This is a genomic window from Hymenobacter setariae (assembly GCF_007713685.1).
In the GTDB taxonomy this organism is placed as follows: Bacteria; Bacteroidota; Bacteroidia; order Cytophagales; family Hymenobacteraceae; genus Hymenobacter; species Hymenobacter setariae.
Genome location: NZ_VMRJ01000004.1, coordinates 547,389 through 571,499 on the forward strand (window position 1 = coordinate 547,389; position 24,111 = coordinate 571,499).

At 57.8% G+C, this 24,111-nt stretch carries 16 protein-coding genes and 3 tRNA genes; 8 read left to right on the forward strand and 11 right to left on the reverse strand.

The window, feature by feature from the left end; all coding sequences use genetic code 11:
• Nucleotides 1–1,337 precede the first annotated feature (1,337 nt).
• Both FNT36_RS17285 and FNT36_RS17290 read right to left on the reverse strand, forming a co-directional pair.
• Nucleotides 1,338–1,667: a hypothetical protein gene (locus FNT36_RS17285; RefSeq protein WP_144850236.1), complete on the reverse strand. Its 330-nt coding sequence runs from the start codon at nucleotides 1,665–1,667 to the stop codon at nucleotides 1,338–1,340.
• Nucleotides 1,668–1,722: 55 nt separating this feature from the next.
• Nucleotides 1,723–2,067 carry a hypothetical protein gene (locus FNT36_RS17290; protein WP_144850238.1) on the reverse strand — a complete coding sequence of 115 codons (345 nt, stop codon included), beginning with the start codon at nucleotides 2,065–2,067 and terminating at the stop codon, nucleotides 1,723–1,725.
• Between the two features lie 281 nt (nucleotides 2,068–2,348).
• Here FNT36_RS17290 and FNT36_RS25600 point away from each other — a divergent pair, with 281 nt between their 5' ends.
• Nucleotides 2,349–2,624, forward strand: coding sequence for a hypothetical protein (locus tag FNT36_RS25600; protein ID WP_233636011.1), 276 nt, complete (start codon nucleotides 2,349–2,351; stop codon nucleotides 2,622–2,624).
• Between the two features lie 633 nt (nucleotides 2,625–3,257).
• Here FNT36_RS25600 and FNT36_RS17295 read toward each other — a convergent pair.
• Both FNT36_RS17295 and FNT36_RS17300 read right to left on the reverse strand, forming a co-directional pair.
• Nucleotides 3,258–3,331, reverse strand: a tRNA-Arg gene (locus FNT36_RS17295).
• A gap of 15 nt (nucleotides 3,332–3,346) precedes the next feature.
• Nucleotides 3,347–3,420: transfer RNA gene (locus tag FNT36_RS17300), tRNA-Pro, on the reverse strand.
• Between the two features lie 761 nt (nucleotides 3,421–4,181).
• Between FNT36_RS17300 and FNT36_RS17305 the strand changes: the two genes are divergently transcribed.
• Complete coding sequence (locus FNT36_RS17305) at nucleotides 4,182–6,026, forward strand: PAS domain-containing sensor histidine kinase (RefSeq protein ID WP_144850240.1); 1,845 nt, start codon at nucleotides 4,182–4,184, stop codon at nucleotides 6,024–6,026.
• Between the two features lie 122 nt (nucleotides 6,027–6,148).
• On the opposite strand, the gene FNT36_RS17310 is transcribed toward FNT36_RS17305, so the two are convergent.
• Nucleotides 6,149–6,637 carry a hypothetical protein gene (locus tag FNT36_RS17310; RefSeq protein WP_144850242.1) on the reverse strand — a complete coding sequence of 163 codons (489 nt, stop codon included), beginning with the start codon at nucleotides 6,635–6,637 and terminating at the stop codon, nucleotides 6,149–6,151.
• 288 nt (nucleotides 6,638–6,925) lie between these two features.
• A tRNA-Ser gene (locus FNT36_RS17315) sits at nucleotides 6,926–7,013 on the reverse strand.
• A gap of 278 nt (nucleotides 7,014–7,291) precedes the next feature.
• Between FNT36_RS17315 and FNT36_RS17320 the strand changes: the two genes are divergently transcribed.
• The 3 genes from FNT36_RS17320 (at nucleotide 7,292) to FNT36_RS17330 (ending at nucleotide 10,745) form a co-directional block, all read left to right on the forward strand.
• Nucleotides 7,292–8,293, forward strand: coding sequence for a VWA domain-containing protein (locus FNT36_RS17320; protein WP_144850244.1), 1,002 nt, complete (start codon nucleotides 7,292–7,294; stop codon nucleotides 8,291–8,293).
• Nucleotides 8,290–9,330, forward strand: a complete 1,041-nt coding sequence (locus tag FNT36_RS17325) for a tetratricopeptide repeat protein (protein ID WP_144850246.1) — start codon at nucleotides 8,290–8,292, stop codon at nucleotides 9,328–9,330. Before FNT36_RS17320 ends, FNT36_RS17325 begins: the two co-directional genes overlap by 4 nt.
• A 233-nt stretch (nucleotides 9,331–9,563) precedes the next feature.
• Nucleotides 9,564–10,745 carry an acetyl-CoA C-acyltransferase gene (locus tag FNT36_RS17330; RefSeq protein ID WP_144850248.1) on the forward strand — a complete coding sequence of 394 codons (1,182 nt, stop codon included), beginning with the start codon at nucleotides 9,564–9,566 and terminating at the stop codon, nucleotides 10,743–10,745.
• A 178-nt stretch (nucleotides 10,746–10,923) separates the two neighbouring features.
• On the opposite strand, the gene FNT36_RS17335 is transcribed toward FNT36_RS17330, so the two are convergent.
• Nucleotides 10,924–12,657, reverse strand: a complete 1,734-nt coding sequence (locus FNT36_RS17335; RefSeq protein ID WP_233636012.1) for a malectin domain-containing carbohydrate-binding protein — start codon at nucleotides 12,655–12,657, stop codon at nucleotides 10,924–10,926.
• A gap of 378 nt (nucleotides 12,658–13,035) precedes the next feature.
• On the opposite strand from FNT36_RS17335, the gene FNT36_RS17340 reads away from it, so the two are divergent.
• Both FNT36_RS17340 and FNT36_RS17345 read left to right on the forward strand, forming a co-directional pair.
• Complete coding sequence (locus FNT36_RS17340; protein ID WP_144850252.1) at nucleotides 13,036–14,502, forward strand: toxin-antitoxin system YwqK family antitoxin; 1,467 nt, start codon at nucleotides 13,036–13,038, stop codon at nucleotides 14,500–14,502.
• A 195-nt stretch (nucleotides 14,503–14,697) separates the two neighbouring features.
• Nucleotides 14,698–16,629: a prolipoprotein diacylglyceryl transferase family protein gene (locus FNT36_RS17345; protein WP_144850254.1), complete on the forward strand. Its 1,932-nt coding sequence runs from the start codon at nucleotides 14,698–14,700 to the stop codon at nucleotides 16,627–16,629.
• Nucleotides 16,630–16,649: 20 nt separating this feature from the next.
• Here FNT36_RS17345 and FNT36_RS17350 read toward each other — a convergent pair whose 3' ends face one another.
• The 4 genes from FNT36_RS17350 to FNT36_RS17370 form a co-directional block, all read right to left on the reverse strand.
• On the reverse strand, nucleotides 16,650–19,208 hold the full coding sequence (locus tag FNT36_RS17350; RefSeq protein ID WP_144850256.1) for a type IA DNA topoisomerase: 2,559 nt from the start codon (nucleotides 19,206–19,208) through the stop codon (nucleotides 16,650–16,652).
• Nucleotides 19,209–19,311: 103 nt separating this feature from the next.
• The gene (locus FNT36_RS17355; protein WP_144850258.1) at nucleotides 19,312–19,746 is read right to left on the reverse strand and encodes a hypothetical protein; all 435 of its coding nucleotides are present in this window, start codon (nucleotides 19,744–19,746) and stop codon (nucleotides 19,312–19,314) included.
• Nucleotides 19,747–20,445: 699 nt separating this feature from the next.
• Entirely contained in the window at nucleotides 20,446–21,378 is a 933-nt protein-coding gene (locus FNT36_RS17365; RefSeq protein ID WP_144850262.1) for an EamA family transporter, read from the reverse strand.
• Nucleotides 21,379–21,575: 197 nt separating this feature from the next.
• Entirely contained in the window at nucleotides 21,576–23,555 is a 1,980-nt protein-coding gene (locus FNT36_RS17370; RefSeq protein ID WP_144850264.1) for a TonB-dependent receptor plug domain-containing protein, read from the reverse strand.
• Nucleotides 23,556–23,673: 118 nt separating this feature from the next.
• Between FNT36_RS17370 and FNT36_RS17375 the strand changes: the two genes are divergently transcribed.
• Nucleotides 23,674–24,108 carry a hypothetical protein gene (locus FNT36_RS17375; protein WP_144850266.1) on the forward strand — a complete coding sequence of 145 codons (435 nt, stop codon included), beginning with the start codon at nucleotides 23,674–23,676 and terminating at the stop codon, nucleotides 24,106–24,108.
• The last annotated feature ends 3 nt before the right edge of the window (nucleotides 24,109–24,111 follow it).

Here is a 24,111-nt window from a genome sequence, read left to right on the forward strand (position 1 = left end):
CGAATAATAAGTTATTCATCAGCTTATTACCCGGCATTTGGACTGTGATGCATCACTCGTGGACCCCAATGGCTTACCCACGCACTTTGCCACCATCGCCCTGCACTGGTTGTGGCTGCCCGACGAGGTGACGCTCGTCATAGACCTGAACTATTTGGACCTGCTTACCCCAATCCCCACACGTGCCCGCTGCGCCTGCCCTTTACTCTTAACTAGACTACTTCTCCATCTGATGAGCACCGAGGCTAGAGCAGGCGCCATCCGAATATGGGTAATCCAACTGCTGCTAGCACTATCAAAAAGCCAATCCACTTATCGCGCTTTATTAGCGCTACTCCCCACCACCCGACCAGCAGGCCAACTAGCACTAAAAGGACAAAGCGGCCGAGAATAGAGTTTATATCGCTTGAGGATATGAAGACATCGCCCAAAACTAGTAACGTATTTATCATGAGCCATTTGGTTGCATAAACGATGCCAACGCCACTAACCCCGATATCAACTACCCGGTCCGAGATACGCCGAGCGCCTCAATCAGTGCATCTACCTACCCCAAGCAGCCTAAGGCTCTACCGTCTATCTGGTCCCGTTGAAGACTCTGCGCCTTAATCCGCCCCTCGCGGACCAATTTTCTTCTTTCGCGGGCTTCGATGGGGTAAAAGCTACTACTTCCCCATATCAGCAGTAGCACTGTCATTACCGCGAGTTATATGGGTCCCTGCGGAGCAACATACTCCCCCGCATTATGGAGAATTAATAGTGTATCCAAAGCCACTCCACGTTAGTCTCTCTTAGTGAACCGACGCCTTTTTCGCTCAAAAAAGCTTACAATTAACACCAAGACCAGTAATATAAGCCAAGGATGCCCACTTTCTATGGGACCCAGGTAAAGTAGAATGCTCATAGTACGATACGCTAAATGTCTTACCGCTCACGCCGCAGGCACAAGGCCAACAACATGGCCGCTAAACCAAATGCCACAAAAGGAAAGGCATCGAGCATCCTGGGCAGCGGCTCGATAAAAAGTAGCTCATCAGCCCCTACAATGTCCCCGCCGCGTCGGCTGGCGAAATAGCTGACTACCTCAACCAGCTGCGCCTCCTGCTGAGACTACTAGCCCTTCTTCTTAACGAGCATGTAAATCACACCTATAGCCACCATAAAGTAGAAAATCACCTTAATAGCTATCCCAATAATCATGAACCATGTGTCCATAATATGCCCTACTTCACTTGCATAGGCCAAACTTGGGAGTCCAAGTAGAAGCAGTATGAGCCACACACTTACACGGTCTTTCATGCCACTAAACTACCGCTGCGGACCGCCTCTCGAGTAGATTATGGCTTGGTAATAGGTTTACCAAGTATTAGAGTAGATTCTGCCCAATAGGCATTGTTACTCACCCCTGGAATAACCCCCTGTAATACGTATCCTTGAGTATACAATTTGGAAAGCACAGTGTAGTAACTCGATGCAGCCTTTTGCTCCTTCTTCAGTGCGACCTCTATTTCTTCGGGCTGCTGTTGCCCGCGCGCAATCGAGAAACGAAGACTGTTTGAATGTTCCAGTACACGTACTACTATCACGTCCGGCGCAGCAGTCTGCGCCATCACCGGCTGCGAGGCCAATACCATCAGGCAGGCCCCCAAGAATAAGGGTTTTTTCATGGCTGTAAAGTAATGCTGCGCACTGCCCCGAGTTCTGTGTTATCCAGCCCACCTCCTACTTGCTAGTAGTTCGTGTGAAGACTAGTGTCGTGTTAACGGTGCCACCATCGGTATAGGCTGCTCCCGGGATAGTAGTCTGCACTTGGTAGCCTTGTTGGTAGAGTTTGCTCAACGCCTCTAGGTAGCCTTTGGAGGCCCGCTCCCATTTCTTGCCGATACGACTATCCCAATCAAACTCTATTTCCTCGGGCTCTTGTCCCTTCCGCTCCACAGTTAAGTGAGTGCAGCCACTACGCTCCGCCACCCGCACTATAATAACATCTATTCCGACCGTCTGCGCCATCACTGGCTGCGAAGACAACGCCACTAAGCACGCCCCTGAGAGAAAGAGTTTTTTCATATCCACGAATATACCCCAGCTCCTAAGCCCTACCCCGCTACCACGCCCGCTAAATTCTTATGAGTAACAGTCTCTGCCATAATATTTGGTGGCAGCTTTGATTTGGAAGGGTTTAGTCCCCAAGCGCCAAGCCTTGCAAGATTTCAGCAAGCAACTGCGCACCTATTCGATAGAGTCAAAGAATGTCCAAGTCTCGACGCCCTTCCTAAAAGATGGGGCTGCAACGTTAGGCAACATCCTCTAGGATGCTACTAGCAAAGTAGCTTTTGCTGAGGCAGGTATTGACACACTTTTTACCTTCAGCTTCGCTGGCATCATTGACGTTTTATCTGATTTTGTCGAAAAAAGGTCGGCTTCTTATTACTGTCGGCATTGCTGGTTTAGCTATACTTAGCCTTCAAGCTGTTGGGGCTGCCGTGTTAACGGGTGGTATTGGCTTGCTGGCGGCGGGCGCGGCGGTTATTAGCGCGAGTGCCAGTTCAAGCAATAGCAGTCTACAAACCCTACTGCCAGCAATTACGGCTAGAAGAGTGCGCAAGCCACCGCTAAAGTTTTAGTTACGTGATGCTACGCTGGTTGACACACTACAGCAGGCTGAGTATCGTTCTCACGTCTCAGGTTAAGACTACGCCCGCCTACCAGCGGGAATTTTGCGTAAGTGGATACGTAATTAAATAACGTAAGCACCCCTATGAAAGCTGTATTCCTCTTACTGCTGCTGGCTAGTTGCTCTATGCAGCACCAAACTGAATCTACGAAGCATCAACAACGAGTCAATCAGCGCGGCCGGGACCGGCACCTTCATCACGACCAGAAGATTCAGAAGCGAAACTTCTTTAACATGTAGTGCCGAAGGTCCCGTCCACCAGCGGGGCCTTCGGCATCCCCCCTAGGTCCGGCCGGAACTTCGGGCATGGCTTGCATATTGTTATGCCTCGCGATTCTTTCTAACGCTCTTGGCAGGGGTTTACCTTACCAAGTCATTGTGGTGCGGTCATTCAGCAACTTAATCATAACGCGGCGCGCAGCCTCGGCGCCCCGTTCTTTGCTAAGTACTAGCACCTATTGCTCCTCGCCGTCGTAGCTACCTGTGGCACCGATATGAGTGTGGGTTTCAGTAGCAGTATTCGTCACAATCTGGGGGCGAACAACAAAAAAGCCCCTTAGCGGGGCTTCATGTGGGGTTTTCGTGGCCCCAATTGGATTCGAACCAATGACCGGCTGCTTAGAAGGCAGCTGCTCTATCCAGCTGAGCTATGGGGTCAAATCCATTAAAAAGTCGGGGTGGCAGGATTCGAACCTACGACCTCCTGGTCCCAAACCAGGCGCGATACCGGGCTACGCTACACCCCGAAAAAATAACCTAGGAGTCAACATACTGAACACTACAAGCCAACTTACGGCGGGTTGCAATCTTCACTATTCGATTCGCTAGTAAAGCACTTTAACAGAAGGCGGTATCAAGTCCTTCGTTGTTTGTAATCCGTTTGATTGGTGCAAAGGTACACTCACTAGTCCCTTCCAACCAAATTGGAAAGCAATACAATGCTAGCAACCATTCATTTTTCATTACCTGCTAGTAAGAGTAGCACGTAGGAGCCGGGCCATTACTACCTTCTACTCAAGGTCTTCTAAAAAGACCATGCGCCAGCCGGCTCCACGCCAGCCAGTCAATATAAATGTTTGGTTCACTTGCGAACTTTCTACCTGGCCGGCACCTGCTACGGGCAGCACGTGCGGCAGCCATAAGTCTAGCAGCTGTTCTTGATTTTTAAGCTCACTCATCATATCGCTTTGTTGATTAGACCCTTTAACTCCATTTATCGAGCAAAGTTCATAAAAAATTCATAATTTAATTTCTAGTTTGTTTGATACCCTACGTTAGCGGCGGCATGATGGTAGGTAAATAGTCCCCTTGGTGGTCACTATGCTCAAAACAATGCGGCTGCGGCACCCCTTGTAGCTTTCAGCTGCGCTCTAGGTAGCTGCGCAATCTACTGCTTGACTTGTCTAGTAACTATTAGTCAATATATTGCTTGTTTCATACGCACTGCAGCGCTCCATAACATAACCTATTTGGCACTACCTTCCGCCGCCTTTTAGTGTCCTACTCTATGCTTAAAGAGTTTATAGCTACGCCAGTCTTACCTAAGCAAACGCCCAATGCCCTGCTTGAGTCAGAAGCTACGCTCCGCACGTTTGTTAACCTCGTGCCCGACCTGCTGTGGCGCAATGATGCCCAAGGCAGCGCCACGTGGCACAACCAGCGCTGGCTCGACTACACGGGCCAAACGCCCGCTGAAGCTGTGGGCGATGGCTGGCTGCTGGTAGTGCACCCCGACGACAAAGCGCAGGCCCAGGCCAATTTTCAGGCAGCGCTGGCAGCTGGCCGGCTACTAAGGCAAGAGCACCGTCTGCGCAATGCGAGCGGCGAGTACCGCTGGTTTCAGATACGAGCCGAGCCCGTACTCGACGAGTATGGGCGTATCAGCGAGTGGTTTGGGGCGGCCACTGACATCCATGAGTGCAAAACCCCTGGATTAGCACTTCAGGCCAGCCGTGACTTATTGCAATCTGCTTTCGATACCAGTCTGGTAGCCATGTCGGTATTGGAGGCAGTGCGCGACGAAAGTGGTGCGCTGCAAGATTTTACTATCCGCCTAACTAACAAGGAACTGGAGCGGCAAACGGGGCGCACTGACCTAATAGGCAAGCTCTACGCTACCGAATACCCGGGCATTCGGCAGGCTGGCCTGTTTGACCTTATGCAACAGGCCCTAGAGAGCGGCAAGCCAACTGGCATGGAGCTGTACTACGGCTACGAAGGCTTGAATAACTGGTTTTCGTGTCAGTTTGTGAAGCTAGGCGATGGACTACTGGCCACCAACCTAGACATAACCGAGCGCAAGCTGGCCGAACAGGAGCATGCGCTAAACTTGCGCCTGCTGGAGCAGGCCGAGCGAGTGGCCGAAATGGGCAGCTGGGACTATGAGCTTACCACTAACACCTTTCGCTGGTCGGAAGGTATGTACAGCCTGTTCGGACTGGCGCCGGGCACGCCGGTATCGCCTCAAGTCTACCTCAATTTTGTGGTGCCCGAAGACCGGTATATTGCTGAGTGCCTTGTGAGCCACTTGGAGGCGGGCTCAGCGGGTTTCGAAAAAACACTGCGCATTCGGGTAGGCAAATACCTTAAGACGCTAAGCCTACGAGCTGTGATGGTTTATGATGACCAGGGCAAGCCCGTGCGGATGCTGGGTGTAGACATGGACATCAGCAAGCTAAAGCAGCTTGAAGCCGATAATTTGCGCTTGCGCCTAGGCCAGCAGCAAGAGCGTATTACGGCCGTACTGGAAGCTCAGGAAGAAGAGCGACGCCGCATTGCCGAGAGCCTGCACAATGGGCTCTGCCAGCTGCTTTACGCCACTAAGCTGCAGCTCGACCGCCTCCACCCTACCCCCACACAGCCAGCGCGCGCCGAGGCCAGTAACTTATTAGCTGAAGCCATAAGGCAGGCACGTACCATCTCGCACGAGCTTACCCCGGGCATCATTGCGGAGTTTGGCTTGCATGCTGCGCTAAGCGACATCTGCCAAAACCTCAGCAGCCCAGCCCTACGCTGGCAGTGCGTGGTGCACCTCGATGAGGCCCATCCGGTGCCGCAGCTATTGCAAGTGGCAATCTACCGCTTGGCGCAAGAGCTAGCTCAAAATGTAGCCAAGCACGCGCAGGCTAACCACGCTACCCTCGAAGTAGACGTGTTACCCGGCTGGGCCGTGCTACGGGTCGAAGACGATGGGCTTGGCTTCGAAGTAGGCACGGCCACCCCCGGCATTGGACTTAAAACGCTACGCGACCGGGTGGCGCTGCTTGATGGACTCGTATACATTGATACCGACCTAGGGCGCGGCAGCCAGGTGCAAGTGCGCTTGCCCCTACCTGTTTCACTGCTTGCTTAGGCCGGCATCATAAGCTTCGAGCACGACAGCCAAACAGAATGCTCAAAGCGCTGGCAACATACTCCTTATGGCTTAAAATCAGTCTAGGCTTTAGTAATAAACATGCTGCTTAGAACCTAGGACTATTCCACGCGGGGGAGTAAATACCGCTTGCTATCCAGCGTGACAAAGCCACTAGCCAAGTAATTGCCTAGGTGACGTGGCAACTTGTCTTGCGTACCGGGCAACGGCCGTGTAATAACCAACCATATGGTGTGGCTATTGAGTAGTTCCTGCCTCATCAATATCCTTCCATTTAAGGTAACCTGCCGATACTGCTGCACACGTCCGTTGCGCCGATAGCGGGTAACCTGCCGCCATTGAATGAGCCGCTTTTCTAGTGGATAAGAAGGCGTAGATAGCATTTGCCCCCACACGACAACGCGACGCTTGCCCCGCGTTACCGCGTTGGTTTGATATGGAGCACTGGCTTGCTGCACAAAGTGTAGCAAGTGGTCGGCTTCGTGCAGCAACGTGTCGCGGGCGGCAATGGCTTGCTGCGGGTCAGTAATTTGCTGGGCCTGGGCCGCGGTGATACTAAGCAGGCAAATAGAAAGGATAAGAAGCTTCATGCCGGCTAAGATAGATGGTCTCCTTGCCTGGGTCTGTCAGGTGCATGGCAAGAACTTCATAAACCTATAGTGGCCGTTTTCCCTTCGCAATGGCTATGGTACCGCCGCGATGCTCTAGGTACTACTGATAAGAATAGACCACGCGGAAGCCCAACCAGCCATTGCTTACGACAGCAGCTTCGCCGATGAGCATACAAGTTGCAATGGCATATCTTTCTATTAGGCTCAGCACCTAGGCGGATGCAAAACACAAAAAAGGCCCCTAGCATGATGCTAGGAGCCTTTATGCGGAGAAGGGGGGATTCGAACCCCCGGTAACCTTTAGAGCTACGGCAGTTTAGCAAACTACTGGTTTCAGCCACTCACCCACTTCTCCGTAGAAGTGGCTTGCTAGTGTCTTAGCGACCTTAGCGGGTGCAAAGATAGGACAGCTCGGCAAAATTTGTGACAAATTCAGAACTTTCTATTGCCATTTTTTTGCGCAGCCTTCGTTTAGGGTTGGTTACGCGCTAATTAAGTTTTGAAAAATCCTTTTGCTAGCTAGCCACTCACGCCCGCCTCAACGGGCACTGCGGGCTACTAGCCCTAGCTTTGCCTGCTATTTACAGGCTTCGGTCTCGTGTTTCTCTTCTACTATATCCCATTCCCGCCCCTATGCTAACTTGGGCCTACCCTGATTTTGCGTCGGCGGCGTTGGGCCTAGGATTACTAGGGCTGCTCTTGGCCTTGCAATGGCAACGCACAGCGCGCTTGGGGCGCCGGTTGGGCCAGGGCGTTGGCCGCCTAGGGTGGAAGCTACCGTTGCGGATAGTAATAGGAGCCCTATTACTGCTGGCATGGCTGGGGCCAGCCCTAGGGGTGCGCCAGCAAGCCGTGCGCACCAGTGGGCTCGACCTATGGCTGCTGGTCGATGTATCGCACTCGATGGACGCGGCCGATGTAGCGCCGACTCGGCTGCTACGCACGCAGGCCGCCCTCACCGAGCTGGCCACCGCATTCCCCGCCGACCGGCTAGGGCTAATTGTCTTTGGGCCAGAAGCTACTGTGCAGTGCCCGCTTACCTACGACCAGCCTGCCCTGCAGCTGTTTCTTAATACACTCAGCACCCGCCTACTACCTCCTGGGCCTACTACCCTGCGCGCACCACTCGACCTGCTGCTCTCGCGCCTAGGGCCCGCCGAGGGTGCTCCTGCGACTGGTGGTGCTCCGCCCCGAGCTACCGCGGCCGTGATTATCAGCGATGGCGAAGACTTTGGCGAAAACCTGGAGCCCGTGCTTCGCACGTTGGCCCGCACCGGGGCTCGCGTCTACGCCGTGGGGGTAGGCACGGCCGCAGGGGCCCCGGTACCAGCGCCAGGGGGCAAAGTAGCCCTTCGTGATGCCCAAGGCCGCCCCGTAACTAGCCGGCTACGAGAGGCTCCCTTGCTACAAGTAGCGGCTCAAACCGGCGGCCAATACGTGCCGCTGAATGACCGCGAAAACGGCTTGCCTACACTGCTTACTAGCCTACGCACCATTCCGCCGGCTAGCAGTGCCCAAACCAATCGGCTCGTGGCGGTGGCCAATAATCGCTACCGTTACCCCCTAGGTCTGGCCCTGGCTTTATTGCTGCTTGATAGCCTTCTAACAGTACGCGTACTGCGCCCTGACCAATGAAAACTGGGCTTCTCATCTTATTACTCCTAAGCGCTGGGGCACCTGGGTGGCACTGGCTGCTGCGGGTGCGCGAGCACAACGCCGCGCAGGCCCAGGGGCAGGCCGCTGCCCAGCGAGGACGCTCGGCCGAGGCCGTGTATTACTATCAACAAGCCGTGGCACTGGCGGGGCGCCGTGGCCCAGCCCCTACACTGCTCCTCAATCTGGCGCAAGTGCAGGTGCAAGCAGGCCAGTTAGCCGCGGCCCGCGCTAGCTACGGCCAGCTGCTGGCTCCGGCAGTGCCCGCTGGCATTGGCAGCACGGCCCGCCAGCAGCTAGCGGTGCTGCTGGCACAGCAGGGCCAAGCTGCACAAGCAGTAGGACTGCTGCGCCAAGCACTGGTTTTGAATCCTAGGAACACCACTGCGCGCTACAACTACGAGTTGCTAAGCCAATACGTAGCCGATCAGCGGCCTGCTCCGCTGCCACCGCCTGCCTCCTCTAAAGGGCCTAACCCTTCCTCGCCTCGCCCTAAAACCCCGCGCGACTCGACGCAGCAGCCTAACCAAGGCCGCGAACCCAGTCCCGATGCGCGCGCTGGCACTGACCGCACCGGCGAAGCGCCCACCCCCGACGCGCCCCTTAGGCCCGATGTCCCGCCAGCCAGCCCGATACCTAGTGCCAATGGCCAGCCTGACAATCAAAGGTCTACACCTAATGCAGGAACGAACGCTCAGGGTGGCTTCAGGCCCGGCAGCGGCGAAACGCGGCCGCTCTCCAGTGGCACGCAGCCAGGCCGCCAGCGTGGCCTTGATGCGAGTGCTACTACCGGGGCAGATGCCCCCGCTGGCCGTGGTCAACGCCCCGGCCGCGAAAGCGCTACCGATGCCGACTTGCAGCTGCAAACCCAACGCGAGCGCCTCAAGGCCATGAGCCTGACGCCCGCCCAGGCCCAGCAGCTACTCGATGCACTGCGCGCCAGCGAGCAGCAGTATTTGCAGCAGCGGCCCCGCGACCGGCAAGGCAAACCTCCTGCGCCGGGCACGCCTACGTGGTAGTGCTTAGTGCTTAGTGCTTAGTGCTTAGTGCTTAGTGCTTAGTGCTTAGTGCTTAGTGCTTAGTGCTTAGTGCTTAGTGCTTAGTGTGTATGAAATAGTCAGTATTAGGTTTAAAATCCGTCTTCAAAAAGAGGGTCGTACTTTTACACCTTCGCTTGGCTGCCTTTGCCTCATTCCGGAGCACTAGGTACCAAGCGCCAAGCCCTAACCCACCCCTCCCACCCCAAGCAGTTATGCAAGTAAAAGAAGTAGTTATCGTTGCCGCCGTGCGCACGCCCATCGGCTCATTTGGCGGGGCATTGGCCTCGCTCACGGCCGTCGAGTTGGGCGCCATTGCCCTCAAAGGCGCGCTGGATAAGGCCGGCGTGGCGCCCGAGCAAGTTGAGCAGGTTATCATGGGCAATGTCATTTCGGCTAACCTAGGGCAGGCGCCTGCCCGGCAGGCAGCCAAGAAAGCTGGCTTGCCCGATACTGTGGAGTGCACCACCGTGAACAAAGTGTGCGCCTCGGGCTCAAAGGCCATCATGTTTGGTGCACAAGCCATCATGCTGGGGCAGGCCGATGTGATTCTGGCTGGCGGCATGGAAAGCATGAGCAATGTGCCCTATTACCTCGACAAGGCGCGTTTTGGCGCTAAGTATGGTAATGGCCAAATGATTGATGGGCTGGTAAAGGATGGCCTCTGGGACCCTTACCACGACTATGCTATGGGCAACGCGGCCGATGCCACGGCCCAGCATTATGGTATCACTCGCGAAGAGCAGGATGCTTTTGCTCGCCAGAGCTACGAGCGCAGCGCCGCCGCCGCCCAAGCTGGTAAGAAGAAGGACGAAATTGTGCCCGTAACTATCACGGTACGCGGTAAGGAAACCGTGGTGAGCGACGATGAGGAGTACACGAAGGTGCAATTTGAGAAGTTCGCGGGCCTCAAAGCAGCCTTCACCAAAGAAGGCACTGTGACGGCAGCCAACGCCTCGACGCTGAACGACGGTGCCGCCGCCGTGCTGCTAATGAGCCGCGAAAAGGCCGATGAGCTAGGCATTAAGCCCTTGGCTCGCATCCGGGGCTTCGCCGACGCCGAGCAGGCGCCCGAGTGGTTTACTACAACGCCGGCATTGGCCATCCCGAAGGCGCTGAAGCACGCTGGCCTCGCGGCTAGCGATGTAGATTTCTACGAAATCAACGAGGCCTTTTCGGTGGTTTCGCTAGCTAACAATAAGCTGCTCAACCTCGAAGGCACCAAGGTGAATGTGTATGGCGGCGCCGTGAGCCTGGGCCATCCCCTAGGTGCCTCGGGCGCTCGCATCGTGACCACGCTGCTAAGCGTGCTGGCGCAGGAAGGCGGCAAAATCGGCGTAACCGGTATTTGCAACGGCGGCGGTGGTGCCAGCTCCATCGTGCTCGAAAAGCTGTAAATTTTACTTTCAAGCACTTTGCGCCAGGATTCGCGAGGCGGTAATGGTTTTACTAATTGGCAAGACCACTACCGCCCCGCGAATCCTGGCGCAAAGTGCTTCTTAGAAGAAGTAGTTGCTTACCTCTGGCAAGTTGGTTTGAGCGCCGCTTGCAACTTAGTGGCAGGCCAAAAGCCACCTAGGGGCGGATAAGCAGCTTTTGGCGCTGGGGCGGCCCCTCGGCGGGGCGCAGGCTAAGCAGGTAGAGCCCTGGTTCTACCCCGGGCACTTCACTCACTACGTGGTTATCGCCCGCCTCCAGGTGCACAGTTCGCTCCTGCACGATGCGGCCGCGCTGGTCGCTGAGCGTGAGCATAGCGGCTTGCGCCTGCGGTACCGTGCAGGTGAGGGTAAAGTGCCCGGTGCTCGGGTTCGGATATACCCGCAAGTTGCGCAGGGCAGCAGGAACGGGGACGGGAGCGGGAACAGCGGCTACGCGCTGGGAGCTGCTTGTCGCAGCCGGGTTGCTAGCTATTCGTCTCAGAATTTCGATGGCCGAAATCTTGGCTTGGTCGACGCCGCCACTTTCGTAAGGCACCCGAAAATCAAGATTCAACACGCCATCGGTGACGGGCACTACGAACGACTCTAGGGTGGCCGTGAGCGGGCCTACCTTTTTCACAATGTCGTAGTTGCTGAGTACTTTCTTGCCCTCCAGGCTCACATCAAACACGCGCTGGCCAACCTGGGTCCAATAAATTTCGGCAAAGTGCAGGATGACGAGGTACTCGCCATTGCCGGAGTCGAACGAGAAGTGGAGTTCTCCGTTGGTGCTGTAGCGCTCGCTCTGGTACAGCAATTGGTCGGGTGTGCCGCTGATGAGAGCGGTGGTGGAAGCACGGGCACTACCAAAATCCGGGTATTTATCGGCATAAAACCAGCCCCGCGTGGTGGACCCGGCGCTGCCGCCCATATTCACCGGAAACACGATTTCGTAGGGCGAAGGAACAACCGTAATGGTGACGGTACTCACGTCGCTGGTCGCGCCCTCGTTGTCGCTCACCACTAAGCCAAAGACATAAGTGCCGGCTACCAGCCCACTCACGAGGGGGGTAGCACTAACCGGACTACTGAAGACGGCCGGCAGCGGCCCGCTGAGCTGCGTCCAACTGTATCCGGTTACCACGCCATCCGCATCGGTCCCCGTCCCGTGCAGGGTAATGGAGGCAGTGGGGGCCGGCGGGTAGAGCACGGCGGGGAGCGTCGCGGTCTGGGCAGGCCCTGCATCAGCTACCGGGCGCTGATTGGTCGCGGACGTAGGCAGCACTTCCAACGCCGAAAGTTTGGCTTGGTCGGCGCCGCCACTTTCGTAAGGGACGCGCAGGTCCAGATTTAACACGCCATCGGCGACGGTCACCCGGAGCGTTTCGGAGGTAGCGGTCAGGGGCCCAACCTTGGCCACGATATCGTAGTGACTGCGCACGAGACGGCCCTCTAGGCTAATGTCAAACACGCGCTGGCCCGGCCGGGTCCAGTAAATTTCGGCAAAGTGCAGGACGACGGAGTAGGTGCCATTGCGCACGGGCACGGCGTAGCTCAGCATTCCATTGGTACTGTAGCGTTCGCTCTGGTACAGGGCTTGGTCGGCGGTGCCCGCAATGGAAGCCGTGGTAGCAGCCGCACTGCTGCTGGGTGAATAGTATTGGTCCGCATCAAACCGCCCGCTAGCAGTTTGCACCGACCGCCCCCCGCTGTTTAGCCGGTAGGCTTTTGGTTTTGGTTTAGCAGCCGTCAAATCCTTGCCCGAGGATAGGCCTGCGGTCTGGTGCGCTGGTGTGCCTAGGTTGCCTAGCGCAGGGACTTGGGCGTGCGCGCGCCCCGCAAAGAGGGCAACGACCCATAAAGTGAGGCCTACCCAGCAAAGGGGGGGCATAGACAAGTGCGTAGCAAGTGCTTTCATAGTTTAGGACAGCGTAGAAACTGAAAAGGATAAAGTCGCAAACGTCTATGGCCGTGGCACCCAGCGCGAAGAAGGCTGGACTTACTGAAAGCTTCGAAGCTCGCTTTGTAATCAAATATATGAATTATAAATTTATTTAAATTGCTTTTATTCAAGAATTTCACGCAATAATTCACAGCACTGGTAGGCGCAGCCATCACTAGCCTAGCTTGCCTTTAGAGTAGCCTTGTTTTAAACACGCGCTGCATACCCTCCTACTGTGACAAAAGCCTGTCGAAGCAATGCTTCGGCGGGCTTTTTGCCTAGCCTGCGTTAGCGCACGGAAAGCGCATTTTTAACGTTCTTGCGGCCATGAGGCATTTTTTGTTCCTAGTATTCGTGCTGCCGCTAGTGGCCCACGCCCAGCGTAGCCAGCGCATCGTCACGTATTTTGACTCGACCAAAACCCACCCGCGCGAGATTTTCCGGGCCCTCGTAGCCGCCGACACGGTGATGCAGGGGCCCTACAAGCGCTTCTACTACCGCGGCCAGCTAGAGGCCCAAACCCGCTACACCGACGGCAAGCGCGATTCGGTGTACGTTGAGTATCACCTAAATGGCCAGCGACGGCTCGAAGCCACTTACCGCGCCGGTGTGCGTCAAGGTCCTTTTAAAACCTACTATGAAGGCGGTAAAGTAGCCCAAACGGGCACCTTTGTCGATGACCAGCCCAGTGGCCCGCTCACCACCTACCACCCTACCGGCGAAATCAAGCTGCAAACTACCCTCGATGGCAAGGGCCAGCCTACCGGGGCCGTGCGCGAGCTGTATGCCAGCGGCCAGCCCGCCGCCGAGGTCACCTACGTCAACGGCCAGCCTAATGGCGCAGTTAAGTTCTTCTACCCTAATGGCAAAGTACAGAGCGAAGGCACGTTGCGCAGCGGCCTGCTAAGCGGCTCGTACAAAACCTACTACGATACCGGACAGCTGGAAAGCGAAACTGTGCTCAACGACCAGACCGGCAAGGGTACCTATCGCTCGTACTACGCCACCGGCCAGCTTCAGACTGAGGGCAACTACTCGCCGGCCGCTGTAAAGGAGCGCGCCGTGACCAATAAGCTCGGCGATGACCTCACTAAGCGCGTAGCCCCGCGCACCGGCACCGCCGCGCTCGATGGCCTAGCTACTTCTTACTACCCTAGTGGCAAGCTCAAAAGCAAGACCACCTACCGCCTAGGGGTGCCTACCGGCCGCGCCCTCGATTACTACGAAAGTGGCCAGCTGAAGGAAGAAACCGACTATTCGGCCCAGGGCCGCGACCACAAAACGGTGCGCTACTACGACACGGCCACTCCCACCCGCCAGGCCGAGGAGCAGTACCGCAGCAACCACCCCGTGGGCACCTGGCACGAGTACTACCCGGACGGCAAAACGCCCCGCAAAGTCGAAAACTACGCTCTCACTGGCAAGCTGCAAGGTGAGCGCCTCACCTATTTCGACAATGGCCAAGTGCAATCGCGCCAGCAGTTTGAAAACGGCCTACAAACCGGCCTAGGGCAACAATATTTCGCCTCGGGCAAACTTTGGAAGGAGGGCACGTACCTCAAGGGCATACTTTCGGGGCCTTACCGCGAGCTGCGCGAAGATGGCACCCAGGCAGAAGTAGGCCAGTATAAAAACGGTAAGTCCAGCGGCCAGTGGACTTACTACAAAGCCGATGGCCAGGGCATCGACCACCAAGTCACGTTCCGCGACGGCAAGCCCCTAGGTACTGCTACCCGCACCAAGCTCAATGGCAAGCCTTACGTAGCTCCAAAAGCCGCGCCTAAGCGTAAGTAAACAGCTTAGGGCAATTAATAAATTGAAAAGTCAGAATATCAACCAATAAACCGGTTGATATTCTGACTTTTGCTTTTGATACGCTTGCTAGTTACGAGTCCTTTTTCAGGCAGATTTATCGTAGTAGTAGCCCCGCTAACCACCTAGCTTTAGACATGCAACTGCCAAGGGGGCAGGGGCCTGGCTACTGCTCGTATGGAGACTTACTTACTGCCTACGTTGCCAACTGCCATTGGCGGTTGGCCAGCTTACGCGCTGTTTTACTTGCTGGGCTTTGGGCTAGCGGGCGCGCTGCTGGTGGGGCATGGGTGGCGGCGGCAATACACCTGGCAGCCCTGGCTACTGCTGGTAGCGGGCACCGTGTTGGCTTTTATTGCAGGTACGCGCGTGGCCGCTGGCAGTGGGGCCGATTGGCACGCGCTGCTCACCCACGGGCACTGGGGTACCGGGGCGCCGCTGGGCCGCACTGCGCTGGGCGGCATAGCCGCTGCGGTGCTCGCCCTGGCGGGCTTGCGGCGCTGGTTAGGCTTTGGACGCGAGGCGGCTGATGCTTTTGCACTGCCACTGATGCTTGGGCTGGCGGTACAGGGCTTAGGGTGCCTGCTGGTGGGCTGCTGCTACGGCACGCTGCTGGGCGCTGGTCCGGGCCTGGGTATATGCTACCTGGCCGGCACCGAGCCATGGCTGGCGCAAGTGGCGCAGGGGGCGCTACCACCCACGGCAGCCGTGAGCTTACCTGTGCAGGCAGTACCGGTTTATCAAATAGCTTTATGCTTGGCCTTAGGCGCTGGGCTGCTGGCGGGCCGGCGCACCTTGGCGCAACGGCCGGGCCTAACCTTTGCGCTGGCGCTGGGCCTGTTTGCGCTGGGGCGGCTGGGGCTAGAGTATCTGCGCGCGCCCCTAGGTGACGTAATGGGAAGCGGCTTCTGGCACGGCCTCAAACCTGTGCAGTGGGGCTTGGCAGCTGCTGCGCTAGGGCTACTGGCCACCGCGCGCCACCGCTTGAACCCGGCCAAGAGCGCTGCGCCGTTGCAGCCCGTGCCTAACCGGCCCTTACCCAATCTGCTCCTGCTACTGGCGCTTTTAGTGCTACCACCCTGGCTGTTGCCGGGCCAGCTAACGGTAGCCGAAGCCCTAGTACTGCGAGCCTTGCTACTACCTGTATTGGCGTTAGAAACCTGGCGCTGGGTACGGGCGCTGCGGGTGGCGGGCCCGCTGCCAGCCGCTTTGCTTGGCGTAGGCTTTGGACTCATGAGCCAGGCCCCCGCCCCGGCCAGCCGGTTTTCTGAGCCCGATAAGTCATTGACAATAAGCGGCGGCGGCCTTGTAGGCAGTAACTATCAACTATATCAAGACTACACTACCTGCAGTACGCCGCGGGCTGACATCACTTCGTTTCCTGGCTATCACCAGCGCTACGGTGGGGGCGCGCCAGGTGTAGCCTACTCGCAGCGCCTAGGTGCTGCGCACAATCGCCGGCTCACCGTAGGGTTTAATGGATTTCTGGGTAGCACGAGCTTCGACCCGCCGGCCGGGCAGTTGCGGCTGGGAGGCACACGCGGCGATTCGGCCTATCTGCTAAATGGGGCTACGAGCCGCCGACTACGCAACCTGAACCCTTACGTAGAGTACACGACCATTGGCCAGAGGGCCTATGGCAAAGCGCAGCAGCACAGCTACCTGCGCCTGGGCTTGGGCATGCACTTAAGCCGTGAGCGAGCCTACGACTATGCCACCGAGCCGCTGCTCGAGAGAGAAGTCCGTCCTGGCTTTTTGATTGAATACGGGGCAGCCCACCTGCTTTGGCTACACGTAAGCAATTACTACGGCACCGATGCGGTAGGTAACGGCCTGTTTCGAATGGGCCTAGGCACAAGCTTCGGACACGAGCGCCTCACCGTGCTGGGCGGCGCTACGATAGCCAATAGCAACACGCCCAACGACAACTGGTTCAGCATCATTTTATTTGGCCAGCCTAGCTATACTGCCCCTGGTGGCTATTTTTTGCAGGCTCGCTGGCAGGCCACGCCCAGTTGGCTAGTAGAGGGCGGGGCCACCAGCAATTTCAATGACATAAGCCAATTTACCCTAGGCACCCGCTACCGCTTGCCGCTGGGCACTCGCTAGGCTACAACGACTAGCAGTCCTTAGCCGAATACTGGTACCACGCGCCCCTCGTCTACCTTCAGCGCCGCGTCGTATTTCTTACCAGTTTTGGCCGATAAAAAACCTTTAATAACGCCCGTTTCGCCGCGACGCAGTAGCTGGCGTAGCTGCGTGTCGGTCAGCTTTTTGCCGCCCCACTCGAAGGGCACCCGGAACTGGCAGTCTTCGCGGAAGCGCGAGCAGCCGAAAGCGCTGCTGCCCTTGAGCATAGTACCGAGCTTGCACACCGGGCACGGTATCTGGCCGGGGTCGGTGGCGGTAGTGGGCTTGCTTTCGGCGGCAGGCACCAGTTCGGGTTGCAGCTTAGCGTCCAGCGTCAGCGCGCCGTCGAGCTTCTCGCCCGCACCCGTCACGAACCCTTTAATGAGCTGCGTGCGGCCTTTGCTCAGCAGGGCTTTCACCTGCGAGTCGGTCAGTTTCTTACCTAGGATTTCGGCGGGCAGCCGGAACTGGCAGCCTTCCCGGAAGCGGGCGCAACCGAAGGCCGTTTTACCCCGCAGGATGTGGCCGGTTTTGCAGGCCGGGCAAGCACCTAGGCCAGTGGCCGAGGCAGGCGCACTGCCAGCTTTCTCCTTAACAGTACCAGTGTTAGCTGGCTGGCTCTTGGGCCTAGGTAACTCTGCAACGGCGACGGGCGCCGACGATACTGCCCGCCCACTGCGGTCGGTTTTCACCTCTTGCACCATTTCGCGCACCAGGCCTTTCAGCTCTTCTAAGAACTGGTCGGAAGGCAGCTCATTGCGCTCAATCTGGCGCAGTTTCTTCTCCCACTGGCCAGTTAATTCCGCCGATTTTAGCGTGGGGTTACGGATGAGACCAATCAGTTCGATGCCGGTGGGCGTGGGCAGAATACGCTTTTTATCGCGCCGGATGTAGTTGCGCTTGAACAGCGTTTCGATGATGGCGGCGCGGGTACTGGGGCGGCCAATGCCATTTTCCTTCATCGCCAGGCGCAGTTCATCGTCGTCGATGTTGCGGCCGGCCGTTTCCATACCGCGCAGCAGGCTGGCCTCGGTGTAGTCTTTGGGCGGCTGGGTCATCTTGCTTTCCAACCTAGGTTGGTGCGGACCACTTTCCCCCTTCGTGAAGTTGGGGAGCACAGTGCTTACTACGTCGTCGTTGTCTTCGGCGCCAGTGGCAGCTTTCTCACCAGCTGGGGCGGCGGGCTTGGGCGCGGCCTGCTGCGTAGGGTCGCCGTAGATGACGCGCCAGCCGGGACTGAGAATCTGACGTCCGCGCACGCGGAACAGGAAGCCCGCCGCCTCGGCCAGCACGGTGGTATTGCTTACCTCGCAGTCGGGGTAAAACGCGGCGATGAAGCGACGCACGATGATGTCGTACACGCTGGTTTCCATGCCACCGCTCGGCCGGCCGCTACCCGTCGGGATAATAGCGTGGTGGTCGGTTACCTTGTTGTTGTTAAATACCTTAGGCGTTTTCGGAATCTTCTTTTCCAGCAGTGGCCCCGTGAAGTTCTCGTACCCAATGCCACGCAAAATAGCCGGAATCTTAGGGTACACGTCGTCGGGCAAGAACGTGGTATCGACCCTAGGGTAGCTCACGGCCTTCTTTTCATACAAGGCCTGCACAATCTTGAGCGTGTCCTCGGCTGAGAGGCCCAACTGGTTGTTGCACTGCACTTGCAGCGAGGTCAAATCGAACAACCTAGGGGGTGATTCGCGGCCCTTTTTAATCTCGACGCTCGTGACGGTGAGCGGCGCGGGCCGCACGGTTTCGAGCGCCTGCTTGGCCTCGTCTTCCTTCACGAAGTATCCTAGGGCGCGCAGGCGCGACTGCTCGTCGGGCGCATCCTGAGCTTCCTTCTGCTCGGCCTCGGTGTTGATGCGCGTGAAGGTGGTATTGCGGTACTCGGTCTTCAACACCCAGTAAGGCTCGGGCTTGAAATTGGCGATTTCGTGGTGGCGGGCCACCAGCAGGGCCAGCGTGGGCGTTTGCACCCGCCCAATGCTCAGCAGCTGCTTGTCCTGGTAAGTAGTGTATTTGAGGGTGAACAGACGCGTGGCATTTAGACCCAGCAGCCAGTCGCCCACAGCGCGGCTACGCCCGGCCTGGTATAGACTGTCGAACTCCTTGCCCTCGCGCAGGTTTTGAAAACCTTGGCGGATAGCTTCTTCAGTAAGCGACGAAATCCAGAGGCGCTTGACGGGCTTGCGGCACTTGGCTTCGTGAATAACCCAACGCTGAATGACCTCGCCCTCCTGCCCGGCATCGCCGCAGTTGATGACTTCGGTGGCCGCATCGAGTAGGCGCTTGATTGTGTTGAACTGCTTGACGACGCCTTCGTCGCGGCGCATGAGCTTGATACCAAACGCGTCGGGTATCATGGGCAGGTCGTGCAGGCTCCAGCGCTTCCACTCGGGGCGGTAGTCGTCGGGCTCCTTCAGTTGGCAGAAGTGGCCGAAGGTCCACGTTACTTGGTAGCCGTTGCCCTCGTAGTAGCCATCCATGCGCCGGTCGGCCCCGATGACCTGGGCTATTTCGCGGGCTACACTGGGCTTTTCGGCAAGGCAAACTTTCATCGCAGATTCAAACAGATTAAACGTATTTCGTAGATGCGCCAGCTTTGCTGGCTGACTTTAATCAACAAAAATACGTTGCAAAAAGGTCGGGTTTACCGAGTATCTATTGGGCGGTGGGCTCGCGGAAATACCGTGCCTTGAGCCGTCGTTGCAGCGACCTCGGTAGCCTATGCGCCTGAAAAGCGTCGATTGCTCGCTGCTCGCGCTTTCGGTTGTAAGCATTATAATAGAGCAGCTCGGCCCCGAGTACCGGGAGGCCTAAAAATGCTACCGCTACGCGTTGCGATATAATGGCTTTCGGGGAGCCGTCTGGAATCAGCCCGATGCCCACAAGCAGCGCCGTCGCGCCCACTACGTAGCTACGCTTATGGCGCTGCGCCGTATAGAACCGGTGCAAGGCGGCCACGGTATCGAGCGGAGCCGGGCGGACAGCCAACGTATCGGGTGGGACCACCGCTCCTACTAGTTGGGCAAGCGCTACGGGGCGGCTAGCTGCTATAAGCAGCAGCACTAGCGAAAACTTTGAAATTAGACGCATAAAATAGCGGGTATTTAATATACTACAATTATAATATATCAACTACCCGCGTAGTAACCCGCGTCCGAGTTACATGCTATGAACGTGATAGAAATTCCACTGGCATATCCTGCTGCTACTGACGTGAGTACCTGCAATCCTACGCATATTCTGTGCTAGCACCAGCGACTTGCTTACGCCGAGCTAGCGCCTAGGCGACTCCGGCTTAAAGTATTCAGGTTTCAGTTGCTCTCGCGTGCTACTACGCAGTTGATGAGCTCGGAACTCCTCAATGGCCCACCGCTCGCTGCGCTTGCTGTACTGGCGATAATAAAGCGCCTCGGTACCTAGCGCTGAAACGCCTAACACTCCAATATAGAACGGCACCAAAGAGCCGCTTAGATTTTGTGGTTCATCGGCAAACGTGTTCTGAATAAAAATAGTAAGCGCGAAAAGCCCACCCGTCATCAACAGTACCCGTGGTAAGGCCCGCCGCTTTTGCTGATAAAAGTTATGCAAAGCCGCCACGGTATCTGGAGCTACCGCAGCTTCGTTAGCAACTAGCGGCAACGGAGTGGCCGAAGCAGGAGCCTGCGCCCGGCCCACCAAAGTGGCTAGTAAAAAGAACCCAACTAGTAAAAAGTGTCGCATCGGAAAAGGGGGTTAGTAGCAAAGAATGCAAGTAGCACCGCCCTAGCGAATACCATACCACGGGGCTTGTTAGCCTGCCTTTTCAGATGGCGCGGTAATGAGCACCACCGAACCCACGATAACTACCGCTCCTACCAGCATTCGGCCGGTGAGCGCTTCGCCGAGCATCACCCAGCCCAGCAGCACGGCCACCACCGGGTTGACGTAGGCGTAGGTGGCCACGCGGGCCGCGGGCGCATTTTTCATGAGCCAGCTATAGGCCGTGAAGGCTACTAAGGAGCCAAACACCACTAGGTATCCGAAGCCCAGCCACGACGCCCGCGACACCTGCCCTAGGTGCAGCTCGCGCCCCTCGCCAATGAGCAGGCCCAGCAAAAGCAAGAGCACGCCCCCGGCCAGCATTTGCATGCCCGCGCCCTGCACGGCCGACCTAGGGCTAGGCGCCCGCAAGCCATAGAGCGAACCCGCCGCCCAGCAAAAGGCCGCCCCAATAACCGCGCCGGCGCTCAGCAGCTGTTGCGAACCTGAGCCAACGCCTAGTTGCTCGCCCACTAGCAAATACACCCCGCCAAAACCCAGTAGCAACCCCAGCAGCACCTTGCCGCTGGGCCGCGGCTGGCCTAGCCATAGCCAGCTCAGCAGCACTATCCAGAAGGGCTCGACCGCCACTAATAGCGCGGCCAGGCTCGACGGAATGTAGCGCTCGGCCAGCACCACGCCGCCATTGCCACCCATCAGCAGCAAGGCCCCAACTATAAAACTGGTGCGCCACTGTGCAGCGGTAGGCGGCTCGTAGCCAGCCGATGCCCGGCCAACCGCCGACATTACCAGCCCCGCTAACAGAAAGCGGGCGCCCGCCATAAGTAGCGGCGGCAATGTAGCAATGGCATACTTAACTGCCAGGTAAGTAGAACCCCAAATGAGGTACACCGCCGCAAACGCCAACAGCAGCAGCACCCGGCGCGGCGCGGTAGAACCTGGCGTAGAGGTTAGAGCGTTCATAGCTGCGACAAATCAATGCTAACGTTTTCTTATTGACGTGGAAGTTCACTAAAGCTCCTGACGCGCGTGGGGCCTAACCGAGCAGGCTCTAAAAACGCCTGTCATGCTGAGCTTGTGAAGCATCTTCTCACGCTAGGTTATCTCAACCGTGATAAGATGCTTCGCAAGCTCAGCATGACAGCTTTTCACCCAAGCACTTACCGGCGCAGGGCTACCCGCACCCCGGCCATAAGCCAGCGCGTGGGCATTTGGGCACCTAGGAGGTCCGAGTACTTGGCGTTGAACAGGTTCTGGGCCTGGCCCGTGAGCCAGAGGCGCTCAGGCAGCAGCGCCAAGTCGAGGCGAGCGTTGAAGACGGCGTAGCGCGGCGTGAGCTCGCGGCTGATGGCGGCGGCCGCTTGAGCATCGCGCTGCTTGAAAAGGCCACCTAGGGTAAGCGTGCCGCGGCGGTGCGTGAGGCTTACCGTGCCCGATACCAGGTGCTTAGCTACGTTGGATAGGTACTGCGACACTACATCGCCTTCCTTGCTGAGGTGCACCCAGGTGTAGCCCACCGAGCCGTCGAGGCGCAGGCTAGGCGTAAGCTGGGCGCGAGTGGTCAGCTCCGTTTCGATGCCTTGGGTAGTGACGGCAAACAGGTTTTGGGCAAAGCGGTAGGTCGCGTTCGGGTTCAGGTTGGTGAAGCCCGTAGCTTCAATGACTTGGTTGCCCGGCTGGCTCACGTAATCAATCAGGTTCTTACCGTAGCGATTGAAGTAGGTGCTGCGCACCGTGAGCGCCTGCCAGGGCTGATAGTCGAAGCCCGCTTCATAGTTGAAGGTGCGCTCGGCAGCTAGGCCGGGATTGCCCACGTTGAAGCCCGTGGGCACGATGCCAGGGCGAATGGCCGAGTTGTATTGCTCCGTAAAATTGGCCGCTCGAATGGCGCGGCCCACTGCCCCGCGCACCGTCAGCTTCTCGCCTACTTGCTGGCTGGCATTGAGCTGCGGCACTAGCTCGGTGCCGTAGGCTTGGTCGTGGTCGAGGCGCAGGGCGGCCGTGAGGTTCAGGCGAGGGGTAGGCGCAACGACGGCCACCGCAAATGCCCCCGTGTGCCACACCGCGTGGTCGCCGCGGTCGTTGCTTTGCACGGCGCGGCGGTCGGCTTGCCCCCCTAGGGTAGCGCGCACTTTGCTAGATAGTTGCAGCTGGTGCTGACCCTGCACGTTGAGGTAGTGCATGAGGTGGTCGCTGGCTACCGAGGTCGGTGTGAAAACATAGACATCGGTGCTGGCCGTGCCTACTACTTGTAGCTCGGTGCGGGCGCGCTCGTTCCAGTCGTAGCGCAACTGCCCCTGGTACCAGTCGCGGGTAGCTACTTCGCGGGCCTGGTCGGTAGGGTTGGTAGTGTAGAAATACTGGGCGTTGAAATCGCGCCGGTCGAAGCTGGCGCGGGCCGCGGCGCTGAACTTCTCCGTAATCTGGTACGCGCCCGACAGCGAGTAGGTGTTCAGCTTCACATCGTTGCGCTGGGCATTGCTGGGTGCGTCGCGCAGCTGGCCGCTGGCCGTGTTGTTCAAGATACCGCCCGCAAAACGCAGGCCTTTCTCTTGACCATAAAAGCCGGCGTTGGTGCTTTTCAGGCCGTACTCGCCGGCCATGAAGGTGCCCGCCAGCTCGACGCCGTCGGGGCGGTGAGTGGCGGCGAAGGTCTTGGTTACGATGTTGATGAAGCCGCCCACGGCATCTGGTCCGTAGAGGGCGGCGCCGGGTCCGCGCACTATCTCAATTTGCTCTATCTCGGCCGGCGCAATGGGCAGGTAGCCCGCAAAGTGGCCAGTCAGCGGGTCGTTGAGACGCATGCCATCCAGCAGCAGCAGCACCTGGTTGAAGGTGCTACCGCGCAGCGTAATGTCGGCTTGAGCACCAAAGCTGCCGCGGCTTTGCACTTCCAGAGCAGGTAAAAAGCGCAGTAGGTCGTCGAGCGATGTGACGGGGTAGCGGCTGAGCGCCGTGCCGGGCACCACGGTCACGTAGCGGCCAGTTTGGCCCGCTAGCTGCCCTAGGCGAGTGGCATACACGGTTACTTCTTGGAGGCGCTTGGTGCTACTATCGGCAGGGGCGACCAGTTGCTGCGCCTGCGTGGCCAGCGGAAAAGCCAACGCAAAACTTGCGGCAGCTGGTAAAAGTCGGGGCATACAAGGGGCGTAAAAACGGCCGCAAAGGTAGCCCTACTCTGCCCGGGCACATACCCTAGGTCCTAGTATATGCGTATAAGCTGGCAAGCGCGGTGGCCCTTTCCCCACGCTTTATTCTGTGGCCGACACCGTTCTTTATGCCCAACCCTACGGGGATATGATGCTCGCGCCCGAGGTTCCCTGCGTCGTTATAGCCTGGCATGGCTTTGCCAACAGCGAACAGTTTCGCGAGCTTATGGACCGAGGCCTGGAGCTATATCGAGCCGAAGCCCAGCGCACCCAGCCCCTAGGGTGGCTCGCCGACACGCGCAACCACAGCGCCATCCGGGCTGCCGACCAGGAGTGGCTGGCTACCGACTGGAACCGGCGGGCGTACCTAGCTGGCATTCGGCACGTGTGCTTCGTAGTGCCCGACAGCGTGGTTGGCCAGATTACCATCAATACGTTTTCTGCTAACGCCCTGGCTCACCTCGATTATCCCATCACCACCAGCCTGCACCGCACCCTAGCCGAAGCCAAGACAGAGCTGCGCGCCACGCTGCTCGGTCACTAAGCC